The sequence below is a fragment of the Affinundibacterium nitidum genome (assembly GCF_014284155.1).
Lineage (GTDB): Bacteria > Pseudomonadota > Gammaproteobacteria > Burkholderiales > Burkholderiaceae_D > Undibacterium > Undibacterium nitidum.
Genome location: NZ_JACOFZ010000001.1, coordinates 878,331 through 897,874 on the forward strand (window position 1 = coordinate 878,331; position 19,544 = coordinate 897,874).

At 47.7% G+C, this 19,544-nt stretch carries 17 protein-coding genes; 11 read left to right on the top strand and 6 right to left on the bottom strand.

The window, feature by feature from the left end:
* Positions 1-13: 13 nt before the first annotated feature.
* The gene (locus H8K36_RS03815; RefSeq protein ID WP_186915744.1) at positions 14-1,675 is read left to right on the top strand and encodes a TRAP transporter large permease; all 1,662 of its coding nucleotides are present in this window, start codon (positions 14-16) and stop codon (positions 1,673-1,675) included.
* Positions 1,676-1,765: 90 nt separating this feature from the next.
* On the opposite strand, the gene H8K36_RS03820 is transcribed toward H8K36_RS03815, so the two are convergent.
* Both H8K36_RS03820 and pmbA read right to left on the bottom strand, forming a co-directional pair.
* The gene (locus H8K36_RS03820; protein WP_186915007.1) at positions 1,766-2,857 is read right to left on the bottom strand and encodes a TRAP transporter substrate-binding protein; all 1,092 of its coding nucleotides are present in this window, start codon (positions 2,855-2,857) and stop codon (positions 1,766-1,768) included.
* A 153-nt stretch (positions 2,858-3,010) separates the two neighbouring features.
* Entirely contained in the window at positions 3,011-4,363 is a 1,353-nt protein-coding gene (gene pmbA, locus H8K36_RS03825) for a metalloprotease PmbA (RefSeq protein WP_186915006.1), read from the bottom strand.
* A 77-nt stretch (positions 4,364-4,440) separates the two neighbouring features.
* Here pmbA and yjgA point away from each other — a divergent pair, with 77 nt between their 5' ends.
* The 4 genes from yjgA to H8K36_RS03845 are packed head-to-tail and all read left to right on the top strand — an operon-like array spanning position 4,441 to position 6,928.
* Positions 4,441-5,049 carry a ribosome biogenesis factor YjgA gene (yjgA, locus tag H8K36_RS03830; protein ID WP_186915005.1) on the top strand — a complete coding sequence of 203 codons (609 nt, stop codon included), beginning with the start codon at positions 4,441-4,443 and terminating at the stop codon, positions 5,047-5,049.
* Positions 5,030-5,671, top strand: a complete 642-nt coding sequence (gene mog / locus H8K36_RS03835; RefSeq protein WP_186915743.1) for a molybdopterin adenylyltransferase — start codon at positions 5,030-5,032, stop codon at positions 5,669-5,671. The genes yjgA and mog overlap by 20 nt, the downstream gene beginning before the upstream one ends.
* A 30-nt stretch (positions 5,672-5,701) precedes the next feature.
* Entirely contained in the window at positions 5,702-6,229 is a 528-nt protein-coding gene (locus H8K36_RS03840) for a metal-dependent hydrolase (RefSeq protein WP_186915004.1), read from the top strand.
* 24 nt (positions 6,230-6,253) lie between these two features.
* Complete coding sequence (locus tag H8K36_RS03845; protein WP_186915003.1) at positions 6,254-6,928, top strand: alpha/beta hydrolase; 675 nt, start codon at positions 6,254-6,256, stop codon at positions 6,926-6,928.
* A 65-nt stretch (positions 6,929-6,993) separates the two neighbouring features.
* On the opposite strand, the gene H8K36_RS03850 is transcribed toward H8K36_RS03845, so the two are convergent.
* Together H8K36_RS03850 and H8K36_RS03855 are read right to left on the bottom strand one after the other, a co-directional pair.
* Positions 6,994-8,724, bottom strand: a complete 1,731-nt coding sequence (locus H8K36_RS03850; RefSeq protein WP_186915002.1) for a DUF418 domain-containing protein — start codon at positions 8,722-8,724, stop codon at positions 6,994-6,996.
* A gap of 77 nt (positions 8,725-8,801) precedes the next feature.
* Positions 8,802-10,592 carry a DUF418 domain-containing protein gene (locus H8K36_RS03855; RefSeq protein WP_186915001.1) on the bottom strand — a complete coding sequence of 597 codons (1,791 nt, stop codon included), beginning with the start codon at positions 10,590-10,592 and terminating at the stop codon, positions 8,802-8,804.
* 239 nt (positions 10,593-10,831) lie between these two features.
* On the opposite strand from H8K36_RS03855, the gene H8K36_RS03860 reads away from it, so the two are divergent.
* Both H8K36_RS03860 and cysK read left to right on the top strand, forming a co-directional pair.
* On the top strand, positions 10,832-13,312 hold the full coding sequence (locus H8K36_RS03860; RefSeq protein ID WP_186915000.1) for a penicillin acylase family protein: 2,481 nt from the start codon (positions 10,832-10,834) through the stop codon (positions 13,310-13,312).
* 315 nt (positions 13,313-13,627) lie between these two features.
* Positions 13,628-14,605: a cysteine synthase A gene (cysK, locus tag H8K36_RS03865; protein WP_186914999.1), complete on the top strand. Its 978-nt coding sequence runs from the start codon at positions 13,628-13,630 to the stop codon at positions 14,603-14,605.
* Positions 14,606-14,702: 97 nt separating this feature from the next.
* On the opposite strand, the gene H8K36_RS03870 is transcribed toward cysK, so the two are convergent.
* Both H8K36_RS03870 and purU read right to left on the bottom strand, forming a co-directional pair.
* Positions 14,703-15,245: a YaeQ family protein gene (locus tag H8K36_RS03870; protein WP_186914998.1), complete on the bottom strand. Its 543-nt coding sequence runs from the start codon at positions 15,243-15,245 to the stop codon at positions 14,703-14,705.
* Between the two features lie 72 nt (positions 15,246-15,317).
* Positions 15,318-16,187, bottom strand: coding sequence for a formyltetrahydrofolate deformylase (gene purU / locus H8K36_RS03875; protein WP_186914997.1), 870 nt, complete (start codon positions 16,185-16,187; stop codon positions 15,318-15,320).
* A gap of 231 nt (positions 16,188-16,418) precedes the next feature.
* Between purU and H8K36_RS03880 the strand changes: the two genes are divergently transcribed.
* The 4 genes from H8K36_RS03880 (at position 16,419) to H8K36_RS03895 (ending at position 19,518) form a co-directional block, all read left to right on the top strand.
* Complete coding sequence (locus tag H8K36_RS03880) at positions 16,419-17,456, top strand: NADP-dependent oxidoreductase (RefSeq protein ID WP_186914996.1); 1,038 nt, start codon at positions 16,419-16,421, stop codon at positions 17,454-17,456.
* Between the two features lie 175 nt (positions 17,457-17,631).
* Positions 17,632-18,270, top strand: coding sequence for a hypothetical protein (locus H8K36_RS03885; protein ID WP_186914995.1), 639 nt, complete (start codon positions 17,632-17,634; stop codon positions 18,268-18,270).
* A 121-nt stretch (positions 18,271-18,391) separates the two neighbouring features.
* Positions 18,392-18,937 (top strand): GbsR/MarR family transcriptional regulator, encoded by a 546-nt coding sequence (locus tag H8K36_RS03890; RefSeq protein ID WP_186914994.1) that lies wholly within the window; start codon positions 18,392-18,394, stop codon positions 18,935-18,937.
* A gap of 122 nt (positions 18,938-19,059) precedes the next feature.
* A complete protein-coding gene (locus H8K36_RS03895) occupies positions 19,060-19,518 on the top strand; it encodes a thiol-disulfide oxidoreductase DCC family protein (RefSeq protein WP_186914993.1) in 459 nt (152 codons plus the stop codon).
* Positions 19,519-19,544 lie beyond the last annotated feature (26 nt).

Consider the following 19,544-nt stretch of genomic DNA (forward strand, 5'->3'; position numbering starts at 1 on the left):
AAGAGAGACGATGATGATTGATTTTTTGATTGCCAACATTGCGCCAATTATGTTTTTTGCATTGGTGCTTTTCTTACTTTCTGGCTTTCCGGTTGCCTTTGCACTTGCTGCCAATGGTTTAATTTTTGGACTGATCGGTATTGAACTTGGCTTGATGCAGCCTTCATTCTTACAGGCATTACCAAGTCGGGTACTCGGTATCATGTCGAATGATACTTTGCTCGCCATTCCCTTCTTTACCTTCATGGGGCTACTACTAGAACGGTCTGGTATGGCGGAAGATTTACTTGATACCATCGGTCAGTTATTTGGGCCTCTGCGCGGTGGTGTTGCTTACGCAGTGATTTTTGTAGGCGCTCTCTTAGCGGCGACCACTGGTGTTGTTGCCGCCTCTGTTATTTCAATGGGCTTGATCTCTTTGCCTATCATGCTCAAATACGGATACGACAAAAAGGTCGCGTCTGGCGTTATCGCGGCATCAGGTACTCTGGCGCAAATTATCCCCCCCTCTCTGGTGTTGATTATCATGGCCGATCAGCTCGGTCGCTCCGTTGGTGATATGTACCAAGCTGCGTTTCTCCCAGGTCTTTTGCTGACCTTCATGTATGCTGGCTATATTTTCTTGCTGTCTCTGATTAAACCCAAATGGGTGCCAGCCTTACCGCTTGAGGCACGCAATCTGCGAGAAGACAATGGCAATAGTGGCGTAATCTCATTGCTTTTACTTACTACCGCGAGTGTCCTCGCGGGCTATGCTTATGCACTGTATTTCAAACAAGGCCATCCTAGCGCCGCCACCGATGAACTGATCGTGTACTCGACTGCGATAGGTATCGGATTTGCGTTTTCACTAGCCCTCATCAATCGCTGGTTTAAGATTGGCCTCTTGTCTCGCATGGCAGAAAAAGTGGTGTTCGTATTGGTACCACCGTTAGCTCTCATTTTTCTTGTCCTGGGCACTATCTTCATCGGAATGGCGACACCGACCCAAGGTGGCGGAATGGGTGCTGTTGGGGCAATGGTACTAGCGATGATGAATGGCAGACTCAATTTCAAATTGACCAAACAAGCCCTCGATTCCACCGCGCGCCTTTCCAGCTTTGTGATGTTCATCTTGATCGGGTCAACAGTTTTTTCCTTGGTGTTCCGCGGAGTCAATGGCGATCTGTGGGTAGAACATTTATTGACGGGTTTACCAGGTGGACAGATTGGCTTCCTGATTGTAGTCAATATTCTCTTCTTCGTATTAGCCTTCTTCCTCGACTTCTTTGAGTTAGCCTTTATCTTGGTGCCTTTAGTCGGTCCTGTTGCAGAGAAATTGGGTATCAATCTGATTTGGTTCGGCGTCCTTCTTGGCGTGAATATGCAAACTTCGTTCATGCATCCGCCATTTGGCTTCGCCCTCTTCTATCTGCGCTCAGTCGCACCTAAAGAGGTCAAAACGAGTGACATCTATTGGGGCGCCATCCCGTTTGTGTTAGCGCAAATTATCATGGTAGGTTTGATTATCGCGTTCCCTTCATTGGTCTCGGTCGACAGCAAAGAGCACAAGAAAGAAGAACTACAATTGAATATCAGTATTCCGACCGATGACGGTGCAGTCCCTTCGTTTGATATTCCGAAAGAGTCTGAGGAACAAGCAGACATTCAAGCATCGCCTTCGCACGCTCTATAGCATTTGAAATACACATAAAAAAACGCTCTAGTGACATACTAGAGCGTTTTCTATTAGAGCCAGCTTTTACTTAATTTCTTGCGCTAACAATTACTTTAACTTCCGTCCAAAATTAAACTTCGCAAACTGCTGCTCAGCGACGTTAAACCACTGACCTTGGTTATTACGGAACACCAACCAATCGTCATAAACCTTCTTGAATTTAGCATTCTTGGAGGCCTCTTCTGAAAAAGTCTCTTGTGCTGCGTTGAAACAAGCTTCCATCACTGATTGTGGGAAAGGCTTCAAAATTGTTTTATCTTGTAGCAAGCGTGCCAACGCGGATGGGTTCTTGGCGTCATATTTCGCCTGCATTTGCACGTGAGCTTCAAAGGTCGCAGTCTCGATTGCAGCTTGATACAGCTTTGGCAGTTTATCCCATTCTTTTTTACTCACGTAGAATGATAATTGCGCGCCGCCTTCCCACCAACCTGGATAGTGATAAAACTTAGCGACTTTATTAAAGCCCAATTTTTCATCGTCATAAGGGCCGATCCACTCCGCAGCATCAATTGCGCCCTTTTCCAATGACGTGTAGATTTCACCGCCGGCGAGTTGCACTGGAATAGTGCCGAGTTTTTGCAGGACCTTACCAGCAAAACCACCGACTCGAAATTTCAAGCCCTTCATATCTTCAACGCTCTTGATCTCTTTACGGAACCAACCACCCATTTGGGTTCCGGAGTTACCACCTAAGAAATTCACGATGTTGTATTCAGCAAAAAATTCACGCATCAACTTCATGCCGTTACCTTGCAACATCCATGCAGTTTGTTGACGTGAGTTCATACCGAAAGGTACAGCGCAATCAAAGGCAAAAGTGGCATCTTTACCGTAGTAATAGTAAGAGGCGGTATGGCCCATTTCTACCGTGCCATCTTTGACAGCATCCATCACAGCATTAAACTGGACAATTTCAGGCGCAGCATAAGGACGGATATTGAATTTACCATCAGTCAATTCCTTGACACGGTTTGCCAGCGTTTCTGCAGCACCATAGATAGTGTCCAGATTCTTAGGGAAGCTCGATGCCAAGCGCCAGTTAATGGTTGGCAGGTCAGCAGCGCTTGCTACAGTCGGTGCGACAGCGACACCAGCGGCTGTGCCGACAGCGGCTTTTTTCAAAAACGAACGACGTTCCATGCGATCTCCATTCTTTGATTGAATTGTTCTAGCTGCCTTGTAATTTCACACTGTTTACCAATCAGCCATTTACTTTTGTGCAAGCGCATTCTAAAAAGCAAATTCAAACACTGCAAGGCTTGCTTATCGTGCAGTGCAATTTAGTGCCACGAATCAACTGCCTGCGACCGTCATGCTTTCGATCAAAATCGAACCAGTTGTTTTAGTTCCGCGTGTCAGTTGATCATTGCCAATCGCTACGATTTGCTGGAACATTTCACGCATATTTCCAGCAATCGTAATCTCTTCGACTGGATATTGAATAACACCATTCTCAACCCAGAAGCCAGAAGCCCCGCGGGAATAATCGCCGGTCACATAATTCACGCCTTGGCCCATCAACTCTGTCACCAATAAGCCCGTACCCATTTTCTTCAACATCTGCACAAAGTTGTCGCTCTTCTTGGCTAACGATGATGTCATCACTAAATTATGTGAGCCGCCTGCATTACCAGTCGTTTGCATTCCAAGCTTGCGTGCGGAATACGTCGACAAGAAATACCCCTGCAAGACGCCATCCTTGACTACATCTCGTTTTTTGGTGGTGACACCCTCATCATCAAATGGCGACGAGCCGACACCACCCAAGATATGGGGATCTTCAGTTACCTGAATATGGGATGGGAAAATCTGTTGTCCTAAACTGTCGAGTAAAAAGCTCGACTTACGATACAAAGCACCACCCGAAACCGCCTGCACTAAAGATCCTAGCAAACCTGCTGCCAATGGCGCTTCAAACAATACCGCGCACTTACGGGTATCGATAGTGCGCGAATTCAATCGAGCTAGAGCACGCTCTGCTGCATAGCGACCGATCGCTTCCGGGCTAGCCAATTGTTTAGCATTACGATGCGAGCTATACCAGTCGTCGCGCTGCATGCCTGCGCCTTTACCCGCAATCGGGGCAACTGCCAACGTATGACGAGAAAATGCATAACCACCGCTGAAACCACGAGTGTTGGCAGAGACAAAGTGGGATTGTTGTGCATGAACACTTGCGCCATCACAGTTACTAATACGCTTATCGGTTTCGAAAGCGGCTGCCTCAATGCGACAAGCCAACGCAATGGCCTCCTCCGCCGTCACCAGCCACGGGTGAAATAACTTCAAATCTTGTGGATTTTTTTCCAACATTTCTGCATCGGGCAAACCCGCGCAATCGTCCTCGGCGGTGAAACGCGCTATATTGTATGCAGCCTCAACGGTATCTTCCAAAGACTTAGCAGAAAAATCACTAGTACTCGCATTTCCGCGCTTCTTGCCGATATAAACTGTTATTCCTACGCCTTTGTCGCGATTTTGCTCTATCGTTTCAACTTTACCCTTGCGCACACTAATCGATAAACCACCCCCTTCACTGACTTCTGCCGCGGCATCTGTTGCACCTTTATTACGTGCGATACGTAACATGTCGTCGGTAATTTGCTTAAATTGATCCTGAGAATGGGTGAAAACTGGTTTGCTCATAGCTTCTGTTTCTTTAGCTGAAAGGATAAAGAGAGTATCATAGCAGTCGTTTCAATAAGTTTATAGAAGATTTACCAATGCCAAATCCCAATCGCGGCTCGTGCGGCTATCAGTCCAACGAGTTTGAAGAAGAATACGACCGTCCCTCCAAGTCGGAATTGAAGCGCCAAATGACGGCGCTGCAAAAACTTGGCCAAGAATTAGTCGATGCTCCACGCGACCGCGTCAAACGCGTTCCCATGCCTGAAGATGTGCGCGATGCCATCCTCGAATGCCAGACCATCACAAATCACGAAGGTCGTCGTCGCCAAATGCAATTCGTCGGTAAGAAAATGCGTACTTTGGATGAAGCCGAAGTTGCACTCATCCAAAAGACCATCGATAGCTGGAAAGGTGCGTCAAAAGCTGAGACAGCTGCAATGCATTCATTAGAGCGCAAACGCGAAAAATTACTGGCCAACGATACTGCCTTAACCGAGTTAATGGCTGAAAATCCAGAGCTCGACGTGCAGCACTTACGTACTTTGATTCGCAATGCGCGCAAAGAACAAGCAGAAAACAAGCCGCCAAAAGCCTATCGTGAAATCTTCCAAATCTTGAAAGAGATTCAGGCCAAGCACAATGCTGCCAACGCGACAGAGGTGAGTGACGAAGACAATAATGACGATGACGACAGCGACGATTAATACTCCGTTAAGCACGTCTCTCGATCGCCCCCTGCGCATAGGTTTAGTGTCGATTTCTGATCGCGCTTCTGCAGGGGTCTACCAAGACCAAGGACTCCCCGCATTGCAAGAATGGTTCACCGGCGCCCTAGTGAGCGCTTGGAGTATGCACACACGCTTAATTCCTGATGAACGTACTGCTATCGAACAAGCCTTGATTGAATTAGTCGATGAGGAACTGTGCGATCTCGTCATTACCACAGGTGGCACGGGCCCCGCGAGGCGCGATGTCACGCCAGAAGCCACTCTGGCGGTAGCAAGTAAAGAAATGCCTGGCTTTGGTGAACAAATGCGGCAAATCAGTTTGCGTTTTGTACCAACGGCGATTTTGTCTCGCCAGGTGGCTGTCATACGCGAAACCGCTGAGCATGCCGCCTTAATTTTGAACTTACCAGGGCAGCCTAAATCCATCAAGGAAACGCTGGAAGGCCTCAAAGATGTTGACGGTCAGCCAATCGTGAATGGCATCTTCGCCGCTGTTCCGTATTGCATTGACTTGATCGGCGGTCCTTACGTTGAGACCAACGAAAGCATTTGCAAAGCCTTTCGCCCGAAATCTGCGATTCGCCCTTCAACTGCGTAGACAGCGACACTCATCCTGAAAGTCTTAAGTTTGGCGACGATACTTACCCACCCCATTATTCCACTCACGATAGGCTTAATTGCCAGCCGTGAAGTTTTGCCTTGGCGTTTGGTTCTAGTCGCGATGCTCTGCTCTATCATTCCTGATCTCGATGTCATTAGCTTTAAATTCGGCATTGATTATGGGTCGGATTTTGGGCATCGTGGATTTAGCCATTCACTTTTATTTGCTGCAGCCCTTGCGAGCGTGCTATGTCTGTTTTCAAAACAACTGCAGAGCCAACGTCTCAATGTCTGGTTGTTCTGCTTCATTGGCGCAGCGTCGCATGGGGTAATTGATGCGTTTACCAATGGTGGACTCGGTGTCGCCTTTTACTGGCCATTCGACAATGCGCGATACTTTTTTACGCAACGGGTAATCGAAGTTTCTCCAATCGGTGTTACCCGCTTTTTAAGTGAACGTGGCATGGCGGTGCTGCAATCCGAATTTCGTTGGATTTGGCTGCCCTGCACTTTCGTGGTCGCTAGCTTTCATACCTTCAAAAGTTTTTTTAAATAATTCATTCAATTAAACGAAAATATCATGTCTGATTATCTCGATACCGTTGAACTTCAAACTGGCTACACGCCAACTGCTAGCATTATTTGGATGCACGGACTTGGTGCAAGTGGTCATGATTTCTTATCGATCGTTGGTGAATTAGATTTACACTCCTGCCCACACATTCGCTTTGTCTTCCCGAATGCACCTCAAATTCCAGTAACGCTCAACGGCGGCTACATCATGCCCGCTTGGTATGATATTGCGGCCGCAGGCACTGACATCAATAAACGCGAAGATGAAAACGGCTTACGGCATTCGCAAGTGCAAATCGAAGCCTTGATTGCGCGAGAAATCGAGCGTGGTGTTGCCGCTGATAAGATTGTGATAGCCGGTTTTTCTCAAGGCTGCGCAATGACCCTACAAGTGGGTTTGCGTCACCCTCAGAAGTTGGCCGGCCTGATGTGCTTGTCTGGCTACGTTCCATTAGCCGATAAAGTCGCTGATGAACGTCATGTTGCGAATCAACACACGCCGATTTTTATGGTGCATGGCACTGCAGACCCAGTCATCCCTATTCAACGCGCAGAGCAATCACGTGACCTCCTTAAACAATTAGGCTACCAAATTGAATGGCACGACTATTGGATGCAACATTCCGTTTCGCCGCAAGAGGTAATCGATATCGGCCACTGGTTGCGCAAGGTATTGAACTAATTCCCGCTTTAGCCCAAAGTAAAAAAGCACAGCAAACGCTGTGCTTTTTTTTGAATTTCAACTTGCTAGGTCTCCTCAATTTTAAACCGTGGCAACTTCCAATACGTGATCGCACGCCACAACCATTCCATTGGGCCGTACAAAAATTTCGACAACCACCAATGGCTGAACAAGACTTGTAGGGTCACCACTACCGCTACAACCAGCACTTGTTGCGCCCGCGGCATACCGTATAAGCCCAAACCATACGCATAAAAAATCGCGGAACAAATAACGGACTGCGACAAATAATTCGTTAAAGCCATACGTCCATAAGGCGCTAGCACCTTCACTTTGGCAAAAGGTCCTTGGCTATGCAACAGTACCACCATCAAACCAACATAGCCCAGGCATGCTGGTAAATTGCCGATATACAGCAGACTCGTCGCGAAATAGAAGACATCCGATTCATTATCAACGATTGGTCGTAAGGCCAAGAAGCTACCGGCAACACCGAGGCCAATGCCGAACGGCAGCGCAATGAAAGCTAAACGCCGAAACAGGGGCAAATGCTCTGCGCTACGTTCAATTACGCCTGAGCGAACAAACCAATAACCGATCAAAAATACAGCGATGAACAAGGCACATTGACTGAGTTCATTTGGTGCATGATTTGCGAAGTGCTTAGCGCGAAGGGCTACGGACTCGGCATAGGTTCCTTTACTCAAAACGCGTTGTTCTTCCTCGTCTTTTTTCGCTTTCTTTGCCTGCATAGCTGCAGCTTCCGCTTTCGCTAACATGACGTTCTCTTTTTCGGTTTTATCTTTTTTCGCTCGTAAGGCTTTAAGTTCCGCATCCGTCACTTTACTTGCATCAAATTCAGGCATGGCCGCTACAATCGCCGCCCGTTTTGCTTGCTCACCACCCCAGTCAAAAGTCTGGCTTGCGGTGCCAAGTGCCATCGAAACAAATAAAAGCAAGTAAGCCGCAGCACCTAAACGCAAAGGACGTTTATCGGCTGGCTGATGATATTTGGCGACCAAGAAGCCAAGAAATGCAATGAATAAACCGCTATAAAAAAATCCCTTCAGTTTCGCTTGCGAAGGCACTAAGAAACCAGCTCCACCAATTACCAGCATCAAAAACGCAATCACGATCAACAACACTGCCAAACCATGTAATTTGAAACCTCGAATTTGGATACCTGCTTCTGATCGCAAATAAAAGATAAACACGCCGGTCGTGGCGAACATTGTTGCGAGACCAGCGGTCACACTGTTTTGCCACACAATCGCTAACAAAATCGTACTAGAAAGAAATGCCAACCACCATTTACCTGGCATGAATAGGACAATCAGCAATCCACTTGCGGCCACTGAATAGGTAAATAAAATATCTCCCGGCCAGATGAATATGTGATGACAAGCGCCGAAAATGCCCAAAGCGATAATTCGACGCAGGTAGGATCGTATAAAAGTTTGCCCTTTCGCTTCGCTCCGAGTCAGCATCACCGCAAAACCCATCCCGAATAAAAGTGAGAAGATCGTCCAGAACTTCCCTGCCACAAAATAAGCGATGAAATAGCTAGCCAACCAATTCGCTCCGCTCAGGCCAGATGGCATGCCTTGACCAATATCGGAAACAACCCGATTGAAAAATTCAATATTCATTAAGAAGATACCGATCAAAGCGAAACCACGTATCACATCGAGAGCCTCGATACGTTCGCTCTTTTCAACCGGTTTAAATTCCAAGGGCACTTGCGTCGCCGATGGCGCTTGCGATAAAAGATCTGAATGAACAATAGACTCGGTCATCGTATTTCTTTCCTTAAAGGTAGTACGTAGAAAGCAAAAAACGCGCTTCGAAAAGCGCGTTAATGTCTGCCCAAATTTTATGCTGCCTGCGGTTTCAAATCATTCGACTCGATTCGCAACGCTGGCACTTGCCAGTAGGTGATGCCACGCCAAATCCATTCCATAGGACCATAGCGGAATCTCGCTAACCACCAATGGCTAAACACCACTTGCAAACAGATTACACCAATGGCAAACGCCAACTGCGATGCGCGCCCCATACCGAAATGTCCAAAGCCCCAACCATAAAAGAAACTTGCTTGAATCAAGGATTGCGACAAGTAATTGGTGAGTGCCATACGACCATACGGCGCTAACACTTTGATCTTCGAAAACACGGAAGTGCTATACACCATTAACACGATAATGCTGACGTAAGCCAAGCAAGCAGGTAGGTTCGAGAACATCACCAAATTGCGCATTAAACCTGAGCCATCACCAGTCACACCGGCAACATGGCTCACGTTGATCGTACTCGCGAAAATACTGAGCCCCCAGCCAATCGGTAAGCCCCACATCGCCAATTGTTTAAAGAAAGCGAGATTCTCTTTTGCTTTCGTAATGATCTTGGCACGTACAAACCAAACACCCATGAGGAATAAAGCGATGGAAGAAAAAGCTTGTCCAGCCGCGTTGAAAGGCCCCTCAAGGAATTCTTTCCAGTGATGTTTGACAACATCGGTGTAACTACCTGTCGTCAACACCTTCTTGTCTTCAACAATTTTCTTTTGATTTTCATGGATACCAACAATCGCATTAGCATCGCGCTCATTTTTCTTTTGCGCTTCAGTCTTCGGCGCTTTCTTCTCGTCTTTCTTCTCTTCAGGTTTTACATACTTTTTACCTGCAGCCTCAGCTGCTTTCTTTGCTTCTTCTTCGACTTTATTTTTCGCTTCGATTTCGAGCGACAATTTGACTGCTTCAGGATTATTAAAAACACTTTCCAAAGGCTTTTGATAGTTGATCGTCGAATACACGATACCAATCACGAATGGCATGCTATACAGCCACACACCTGCCTTCCAAAAACGAGACGTTGCTGGCTCACGAAATTTCGCAGTCACAAAAGCGGACGCCAAGAAGAAGGCAGCTCCTCCCATAATTTCGCGTTTTGCATCGGCCATTGGCGGCACAAAAAACGCGGCCACTGCAGCTATAGTTGTGATTAAACCCAAGACCAAGAAAACGAGGGAAACCAAAGGCATGCGCATGCCGACCACATTGAAAATGCGTTCATGACGAATAAACAAAGCAATCAGCGACATCAACACGAGTTCGCCTACCAACACTCCAGCAGACCCCATCCCCGGCACAAACGCCAAGCCCAACATCAGAACAGCACTGGCGAGGAAGGATTTCCATGTTCCAAACAGAACAAACAACAATCCAGCTGCGGTAAAAGCATAACTAAACAGGATGTCACCCGGCCACAAGAGAATGGTATGCATCATGCCAAACACACCTAAGGCAAGCACACGACGAATGTAGGGCACCAAGAAAGCGCGACCAGTGTCTTCAGCACGTGTCAGCATGACGGCGAAGCCCATGCCGAACAACAAAGAAAATATCGTCCAAAACTTACCAGCGACAAAGAAGTTAACGAAGTAAGTGGCGAGCCAATCGAGCCCATGCGCACTTGCAGGAATGCCGTCTTGAAATTCATTAAACGAGCGATTAAACCACTCGATGTTCATGAAGAAAATACCGATCAAAGCGAAGCCCCTAACGACGTCAATCGCTTCGATACGCTCAGCTGGGGCGATCGGTTTGAGGTCTTTGACGGCAGTCGGTGGCGGCGCTTGAGTTGGAGTATCGATTACTTGTTCCATATCTGCTCTTTTCCGTTGGTGGTTAAGGATAAGGCGAGCCATACCGGGTGCATGGGTGCCATCTCACATTGCAGATGCTACGTAAGTCATGTGATTAAAACAAACACTGTGCGACGAAATGCAAAAAACGTGGCACGAAATCAAATAAACACGCTTTATACTTCGATGCATTCCATTTAAAACCCAGATCAGTGTAGTCTAAGCTATTGTCAAAACAAACCCTTAATCGATCAACGATCATGCGAAAAACCACATTCACAACCCGACTTCCGCTTCAATGTACTACCCTCCTCTTGTTACTCTGCCATCTTCCAACGGTTCATGCCGCGACTGATAAGGCCGTCTCAAAGACGCAAATCGAGGTAAAAGGACTCAAACAAGCCGCGGAGATTGTGGTAGACCAGTGGGGCGTTCCTCACATTTATGCCAAGAGCGAAGATGACGTGTTTTTGGCTCAGGGCTTCAATGCAGCGCGTGATCGTCTATTTCAAATCGACTTGTGGCGCAGACGTGGGCTAGGACAATTGTCTGAGGTATTTGGCCAAGCCTATTTAGAGCAAGATCGTGCCGCACGTTTATTTCTGTATCGCGGTGATATGAAAAAAGAGTGGGCCGCCTATGGTAAACAATCGCAACGACTCACCCAACAATTTGTGACGGGCATCAACGCCTACGTTCATTATCTCAATCAACATCCCGAGCAATTGCCGCCTGAATTCAAGGCCTTGAACTATCGTCCTGCACTTTGGCAAGCTGAAGATGTGGTGAAAATTCGTAGTCATGGTCTGACGCGCAATCTCACGTCTGAAGTCAATCGCGCCAAGATGGCTTGCGCAGGTGATCTCGCGTTAGATGAAGTGCGCCAACGTCTATCACCAACCTGGCAAACCAAGCTTCCTGAGGGACTTGATCCCTGCCTACCGGATGAAGTCTTACGTCAGTTTACCTTAGCCACGCAAAACGTCCCCTTCAGTGCGGCCATCACACCAATTGCCAAGCTCAGCGCAGAGGCCGAGGAAAATCGCTTGGCGAAATTGGAAATCAATGACAGTGACAAAATGGAAGGTAGCAATAACTGGGTGATTTCACCGGGAAAATCTGCAACCGGCCGCGCCATGATGGCAAACGATCCGCACCGCGCTTACTCCGCGCCCTCACTGCGTTACATCACCCATCTGAGCGCCCCAGGTTTAGATGTCATCGGTGCGGGTGAACCTGCACTTCCGGGTATCTCGATCGGCCATAACGGCAGCATTGCTTTCGGCTTGACCATCATGAGTATCGACCAAGAAGATTTGTATGTGTATGACATCCAACCCGATAAGCCGCAAAATTATCGTTATCAGGGCAAATGGGTAGAGATGCAAAAACGCACCGAAGTCTTTAAGCTCAATAGCGGTGCAACGATGGAGTCTGATCTTTTCTTCACTCGTCACGGGCCTGTGATTTATTTCGACACCAAGAAAAACAAAGCCTACGCTGTGCGCACAGGATGGTTAGAGCCAGGCATGGCTCCTTACTTCGGTAGCGTTGACTATATGCGCGCTAAAAACTTTACCGAATTCAAAAAAGCGATGCTGCATTGGGGGGCACCGACTGAGAACCAAGTGTATGCTGATACCAAAGGTAATATCGGTTGGGTTCCCGGTGGTTTGACACCAATTCGCCCTAATTGGGATGGTTTATTACCAGTGCCAGGCGATGGTCGCTACGAGTGGGCGGGATTCTTGTCTGGGGACAAACTGCCTTCTAGCTACAATCCCGAAAAAGGCTGGTTTGCTTCCGCCAATGAGTTAAATTTGCCCGAGGACTATCCTTATCGTGAGCGGAAGATTGGTTTTGAATGGCCGCACAACGCACGCTACCAAAGAATTGCCGATGTTCTATCTCAAGATAAGAAAGTCTCACTCGAAGATTCAATGCGCTTGCAAAACGATATCTTGTCGCTGCCAGCCGAGCGCTTGATTCGTCTCCTCACCGCGATCCCTGAAGCGAGCTTACTCAATCAAGAACAAGCAAAACGGGCGATACAAATACTCAGTGCATGGGATCGACAAGAGAATGCCGATTCAGCCGCAGCAGCCCTTTATCAATACTGGTACTCACAAAGCTTAGGACCGCAATACAAGGACTTGATGCTAGGGCAAAAATCTTATCTAGTCACGACCTTGCCTGATTTGACCTCGATGCTGAAAAACCTAGAAGCGCAAGATGCTTTCCCACCGCAATTTGGCGACAGCGTGGATCAAGCAAAACATAGACGTGATCAATTACTGATCACAAGTTTGGTCAGCGCTTATCAACAATTGGAAAAACGTTTGGGAGCACAAACACAGCAATGGCGTTGGGGTGACTTACAAAAGACCTTGTTTGCACACCCCTTCTCCCCTCTGCTTGATAGTAAAGGCAAAGCGCAATACGACGTCGGCCCACTGCCGCGCGGTGGCAGTGCGAATAGTGTGAATCAGTCTTCGTATCGTCTCCAAGATTTTGTCCAGATTAACGGACCTAGTTTTCGTGTCGTTGTTGACGTTGGTAATTGGGATAACTCAAAAGCCATGAATGCCCCCGGTCAGTCTGGTGACCCTGCTAACCCACATTATCGCGACCTCGCGACGCCATGGGCCAAGGGTGAATACTTTCCCCTGCTGTATAGCCGAAAAGCGGTTGAGGCTGCTGCAAAGCAAATTATTGAATTAAGACCGATTTCACGTAAATAATGGGTTTGAGAAAAGAAGCGTAAACAGTGAGGCCATTGGGGTGAGTTTTAATCGACTTTTGATCAACCGAAACGAACATCGTGGCCTCAAGCTTGCGCCACTTAACAGCTTGGGCAAAAGTCTTTCCTACACTTTTCACTATAAGGATATGCGCTTATATTCTTTGAACAAAAATGGCGGCTACAGTATGCTGTTGCGCTATGAAGTCGGTTTGCATCCTCGCGAAGCTGAATGACTTTCCCCAATTAATCGGTGGCTCTGCCAGCCAAGCTCGTTGAGAATTGAGCCTCGCAGCACTACCAACTAGGAGAAGATATGGCAATCTATCAAAACAATGCCGATTCCATCGGCCGCACCCCGCTAGTCAAGTTGAACCGTGTCACTGATGGCGCAGGTGCTACTGTGTTGGCAAAAATCGAAGGTCGCAATCCTGCGTATTCGGTTAAATGCCGTATCGGCGCCGCCATGGTGGCAGATGCTGAAGCGCGCGGTTTGCTCGGACCTGGCAAAGAATTAATCGAACCCACCAGCGGCAATACCGGTATCGCTTTAGCCTTCGTCGCAGCTGCCAAAGGCATTCCACTGACATTGACGATGCCAGAAACCATGAGTGTGGAACGCCGTAAATTATTGGTGGCATTCGGCGCCAAACTCGTGTTGACCGAAGGGGCAAAAGGCATGAATGGCGCTATCGCCAAAGCCGAAGAAATTCGCGCCAGCGATCCAGATCGTTATGTATTGCTACAGCAATTCAAAAACCCAGCGAACCCTGCGATCCACGAAAAGACAACAGGCCCAGAAATTTGGAATGATACCGAAGGCAAAGTCGATATTTTCGTTGCTGGCGTTGGCACAGGCGGCACGATCACAGGCGTTTCTCGCTATATCAAACAAAGCCAAGGTAAAGCAATTACCACGGTTGCGGTTGAGCCTGTTAGCAGCCCAGTATTGACACAAAAGCGTGCTGGTTTGCCGATTCAACCTGCTCCGCACAAGATCCAAGGTATTGGCGCTGGCTTCGTACCAGACGTACTCGACCTTGACTTGGTCGATCAGATTGAACAAGTCAGTAATGAAGAAGCAGTGCAATTTGCGCAGCGCCTGGCGAAAGAAGAAGGCATTTTGGCCGGCATCTCTTGCGGTGCGGCGACCGCAGTGGCAGTGCGCTTGGCAGAGCTGCCAGAAAATGCGGGCAAAACGATCGTTGTTGTTCTGCCCGATTCTGGTGAACGCTATTTGAGTTCTATCCTGTTCGAGGGCTACTTCGACGCCAATGGTGTTGCCTTAGCTTAATCGGCCAGTACGTCTTCCATCAACATCTCCCATAAAAAAATCGCCTCTCATCAATGATGGAGGCGATTTTTCTTTTGCTTTCTGACTGGAAGCCGCTTCAACCAAATTCCTTGAAAGTCTCCAGATCAATTTGCACAGATTGATCGCCACCGGACAACCAAATCTGACCGTCCTGTATCGTGCATTGTAACTGCATCGTGCGTTCTGCTAGTTTCGCCAATTCTTGACTGGTTTCAGAAGCGATATTTTTTACGCAAAGATTTTTCGCGCGATCTAAACGGCTATTCATTTGCTTCCACCAAATATTGCTGGCATGCGCATAGCTGTAAACAAATACTTGTTCAGCACGGCCGCAGGCTTTCAATAATCGACGGTCATCAGGTTGACCGACTTCGCCCCACAATAGAATGGCGTCGGTATAGTCTTTCTCCCAGAAGTCAGGTTCTTCTGTATCCGAAATACCTTTACCAAAAGCGAGTCTTTCACTGGCGTGAATTGCAAACGCTAGCACGCGAACCATCATGCGTTCGTCCGTTTCGGAAGGATGGCGTGCGATGGTCAAACTATGGTCAGCGTAATAGCCGCGATCCATGTCGGAAATATTCAATTCTGCTTTGTAGATGGTCGATTTTAATGCCATTGTTTCTGCTTCTCTTTTTTGTGGTTGTGCTTGTTTCGGTATGACGCTTAGAGCGAAATTTGGATTTCTAGACTATCTAAAAATCACGGTCTTATGTCCGTTCAATAGGATACGATGTTCGACGAAATAATTGACCGCCCGTGCCAACACCACGCATTCCACATCGCGACCGATGGCCGTCAATTTTTCAGGGTCCATCGCATGGTCAACACGCTCGACGTCTTGCTCGATGATTGGGCCTTCATCGAGATCACCGGTCACAAAATGTGCCGTCGCCCCAATCAATTTCACACCACGATCATGGGCTTGGTAGTAAGGCTTAGCACCTTTAAAGCTCGGCAAGAATGAATGATGAATATTGATGGCACGACCACTGAGGGCCTCGCACATGTGATTCGACAAAATTTGCATATAACGCGCCAACACCACTAACTCGGCTTGATTCGCGTTGATCACCTCGAGTACTTTTTGTTCTTGGGCTTGCTTCGCTTCAGCTGAGGCGCCAGCCGCTAAAGGCAAATGATGGAAAGGAATGTTGTAACTGGCCGCCAATTGATAAAAATCGGTGTGATTCGATACGATCGCCTTAATCTCGACTGGCAATAGACCGCTTTTGTAGCGGAACAGCAGATCATTCAAGCAATGGCCAATTTTCGACACCATCAAGACCACACGTGGTTTGTGATGCGCATCGTGCAATTGCCATTGCATGCCCCAACTTGCGGCCAAGGTCGCGAAATCAGCACGTAAAATTGAGTCGTCTATACTTTTGTCGTCGGCAGAAAAATGGACGCGCATAAAGAATAATTTTGAATGTGCGTCACCGAACTGCGCGGAATCAATAATATTGCAACCATGTGTCGCTAAAAAGCCGGACACACTATGCACAATTCCACGTTGATCAGGGCAAGACAAAGTCAGAATATATTCGGGCGTCATCATAAATAAAATCTCTGGTAGCCCTCAGCGTTATCGGCCAAGGGCAATATGGTTGTCGAGGGAAAACGAGCATTGTCGCACGATACGCTGGCTTTTTGCAGTTGCAGCAAGAAAGCAGTCATTTTCGACATCTCAAATAAAAAAGCACGTTCGTTCTAATTCAGGTATAGTCATCATGTTTTATTGCATGACTGCCTCTTTTTCTATCATAAGACTTACGCTGGAGACCCCACTATGAGCAATCGCCCTCACCCGTTGACGAATCACCAAATCCGCCTTGCTGCACGCCCAGTGGGTTTGCCTACCGCCGATAACTGGACGCACACGCAAGAACCAGTGCGTGAGTTAGAAGATGGTGAGATCGTGGTGAAGACACTGTACATCTCTATCGACCCAGCAATGCGCGGTTGGATGAATGGTGGCAAATCGTATATTCGCCCTGTAGAAATTAACGAAGTTATGCGTGCTGGTGGCGTGGGGCGCGTGGTGGAATCAAAATCCGACAAATTTAAAGTGGGCGACATCGTGTCTGGTAGCACAGGTGTCCAAGAGTATTGGATAGGTGCGGCGGACAATAAATACGGCGCCTTCTATAAAATTGATCCAAGCTTTGCACCCTTGCCTAAATATTTGAATGCCCTCGGCATGCCTGGCATGACCGCTTATTTTGGTTTGCTCGACGTCGGCATGCCTAAAGCCGGCGAAACAGTTGTGGTTTCCGGTGCTGCGGGCGCGGTAGGCCAAACTGTGGGCCAAGTGGCAAAACAAAAAGGCTGCCGTGTCGTTGGTATTGCTGGTGGCAAAGACAAGTGTGATTTCGTCGTCAACGAACTCGGTTTTGATGCTTGCATCGACTATAAAAATAGTTCGGTTAAAGATGGCCTGAAAGAGCACTGCCCCAATGGCGTCGACATTTATTTCGATAATGTAGGCGGTGAGATTCTCGACACCGTGCTCACTCGTATCAATATGAAAGCGCGCATCATTATTTGCGGCGCCATCTCTCAATACAACAATACAACGCCGATTCAAGGCCCATCGAATTACTTGTCATTGCTAGTCAATCGGGCTCGTATGGAAGGCATCGTGGTTTTTGACTACGCACCGCGTTATCATGAGGCCGTCAAAGAAATGGGCTCGTGGATGGCGCAAGGCCAATTCCATACGCGTGAAGATATCGTGCAAGGGATCGATAACTTCCCTGCTACTTTAAACATGCTGTTTGAAGGTAAGAATTTCGGTAAGTTGGTGCTGCAGATCGCGGCAGAGTAAACCTCCTCATCACTTCAAAAGTACTGGCAGATAGTTCTCAACGGCGCATGAGCTAATACCTCGCGCGCCGTTTTCTTTCTGGCACCTGGTTTTCATCCCTTAAAGCGTTTGTCACCCGGTTTTTCGGCTATTATCGCGAAATTCTTTGCACTCATGTCTGAACTCATTGAAGAGTATGAACGCCGCCCTCGCAAGCAACGACTTTCTCGTTTCCAGTAAATCGCAACGTAGCTTTGCTATGTTGTTCGCAATTGGCTTGACCTTGGTGATGTTGGCGCAGTTCACGCTCGAATTCAAACCAGGCTCGAAGACAGCAGAAAAAGCGCAAACCATGCTGCTAACTTGGATACGCCCCAGTCTTCCAAAGCCTGATATCAGCAAACCCGCCCCTCCTCCAACACCTATCACAATGTCGAACAGGCCGACCAGAATCCTTTCGAATCAAGCCAAAAACATAGAACCAGCCAAGACAATCAGCGCACCATCGAATAGTCCAGCCGTCAATAATGAAAAACCTGTGAGCTTCGATAGCGTGGTCGAAAGCATTAACTCGACCACACCAGCCAGTGAGAACCTCAGTAGCAAGAAATTCGATAGCCGTGCTGCACGACTCGCTTACGAAGAGAGTAAGAGCGATATACAAAAAATGGCAGAAGCTAGCAATAAGCCCATGAGTACACAAAAATTGAGCAAACATGAGCGCTTTCAGCAAGCAGCCGATGCTGCCGTCAAACCCGACTGTGTACGGCAAGGCGGCAGTATTTTGTCGATCTTCGTCATTGCCTACCAAGCTGCAACGGATCATTGCAAGTAGTTTCCCTCCTGTCGAACACAATCCTATTCGTTTCGCTTAGCGACCATCAGTGTCGATTTAACATAAGGAGTCACAAAATTTCTCTCTTGACAGAAATAAAGTAAATAACTAGACTGCTGTTATGGAACTTACACCCGTTAAACAAAAATTTATTCTGCACTGGGGCGAAATGGGCACCCTGTGGGGCGTGAATCGTACTGTCAGCCAGATTCATGCGCTGCTCTATATCGTCGGCGCCCCTTTACCTGCAGAAGAAATCGCCGACACCTTGGGTGTGGCACGCTCGAATGTGTCGAATTCTTTGAAAGAATTGCAGAACTGGAAGCTGGTGAAGTTGGCGCATGTGATGGGAGATCGTCGCGCGCACTTTGAAACCTCACTGGATGTCTGGGAACTATTTAGGACGGTGGTCAGAGAACGTAAAGAGCGAGAGTTCAATCCGACTATCGCCACCTTGCAAGCTTGCCTTGATAGCCCTGACCTCGACCAAGAAGATAGAGCGACGAAACTACGCATCAGCGAGACCTTGGCGCTCATGAAAACCTTGACCAGCTGGACCGATGAAATGTTGAGGCTTGAGCCAAGTACCTTGATGAAATTACTCAAAATGGGAGCCAAAGTTCAGCAATTTGTTCGTGGCGATGACAGTAAGCAGAAACAAGACTAAACAGAAAGACCTAGAAACGGCGCAAGAATCCAATTTATCTTGCGCTTTTTTCGGAATTGTAATTTCTGTCTCGACAGAAATAACAGACACAAAAGAATACAATTTAAACGAAAGGAAATACCATGAACGCCTATCCACTCACGATTTATTACGACGAATCATGCCCTTTGTGCAAACTTGAGATCGACAATCTCAAAGCGCGTAACGACAAACAATTACTGCAATTTGTGGACGTCTCTGGCGCCAACTTTAAAGACGAATATGCTCCCGCGAGTCAAGAAGCGATGATGGAAATCATTCATGCTCGTCGGGCTGATGGTGAAATTGTCAGTGGTGTTGAAGTTTTTCGTTTGGCCTATGGTGCGGTTGGATTGGGCTGGCTCACTGCACCCACCAAATTACCGATCCTGAAACCATTCTGTGATTGGTTATATCCGCACATCGCACGCAATCGCTATCGCCTCTCTGATCGATTTTCAGGTGTGCTATTCAAAATCGCGCGTGATCGAGCTATCCGACGCCAAGCAAACCGTGCCGCGCAACAAAGCAAAGCCTGTCACGAAGGACATTGCGAACGATAAGCGCCATCCATCTCCACAAGATCAAC

What these genes read in the sequence shown, in the direction of transcription:
- H8K36_RS03815 (WP_186915744.1), top strand. Translation starts at nt 14, where the DNA reads ATGATTGATTTTTTGATTGCCAACATTGCGCCAATTATGTTTTTTGCA.
- H8K36_RS03820 (WP_186915007.1), bottom strand. Translation starts at nt 2,857, where the DNA reads ATGGAACGTCGTTCGTTTTTGAAAAAAGCCGCTGTCGGCACAGCCGCT.
- pmbA (WP_186915006.1), bottom strand. Translation starts at nt 4,363, where the DNA reads ATGAGCAAACCAGTTTTCACCCATTCTCAGGATCAATTTAAGCAAATT.
- yjgA (WP_186915005.1), top strand. Translation starts at nt 4,441, where the DNA reads ATGCCAAATCCCAATCGCGGCTCGTGCGGCTATCAGTCCAACGAGTTT.
- mog (WP_186915743.1), top strand. Translation starts at nt 5,030, where the DNA reads ATGACGACAGCGACGATTAATACTCCGTTAAGCACGTCTCTCGATCGC.
- H8K36_RS03845 (WP_186915003.1), top strand. Translation starts at nt 6,254, where the DNA reads ATGTCTGATTATCTCGATACCGTTGAACTTCAAACTGGCTACACGCCA.
- H8K36_RS03850 (WP_186915002.1), bottom strand. Translation starts at nt 8,724, where the DNA reads ATGACCGAGTCTATTGTTCATTCAGATCTTTTATCGCAAGCGCCATCG.
- H8K36_RS03855 (WP_186915001.1), bottom strand. Translation starts at nt 10,592, where the DNA reads ATGGAACAAGTAATCGATACTCCAACTCAAGCGCCGCCACCGACTGCC.
- H8K36_RS03860 (WP_186915000.1), top strand. Translation starts at nt 10,832, where the DNA reads ATGCGAAAAACCACATTCACAACCCGACTTCCGCTTCAATGTACTACC.
- cysK (WP_186914999.1), top strand. Translation starts at nt 13,628, where the DNA reads ATGGCAATCTATCAAAACAATGCCGATTCCATCGGCCGCACCCCGCTA.
- H8K36_RS03870 (WP_186914998.1), bottom strand. Translation starts at nt 15,245, where the DNA reads ATGGCATTAAAATCGACCATCTACAAAGCAGAATTGAATATTTCCGAC.
- purU (WP_186914997.1), bottom strand. Translation starts at nt 16,187, where the DNA reads ATGATGACGCCCGAATATATTCTGACTTTGTCTTGCCCTGATCAACGT.
- H8K36_RS03880 (WP_186914996.1), top strand. Translation starts at nt 16,419, where the DNA reads ATGAGCAATCGCCCTCACCCGTTGACGAATCACCAAATCCGCCTTGCT.
- H8K36_RS03885 (WP_186914995.1), top strand. Translation starts at nt 17,632, where the DNA reads ATGAACGCCGCCCTCGCAAGCAACGACTTTCTCGTTTCCAGTAAATCG.
- H8K36_RS03890 (WP_186914994.1), top strand. Translation starts at nt 18,392, where the DNA reads ATGGAACTTACACCCGTTAAACAAAAATTTATTCTGCACTGGGGCGAA.
- H8K36_RS03895 (WP_186914993.1), top strand. Translation starts at nt 19,060, where the DNA reads ATGAACGCCTATCCACTCACGATTTATTACGACGAATCATGCCCTTTG.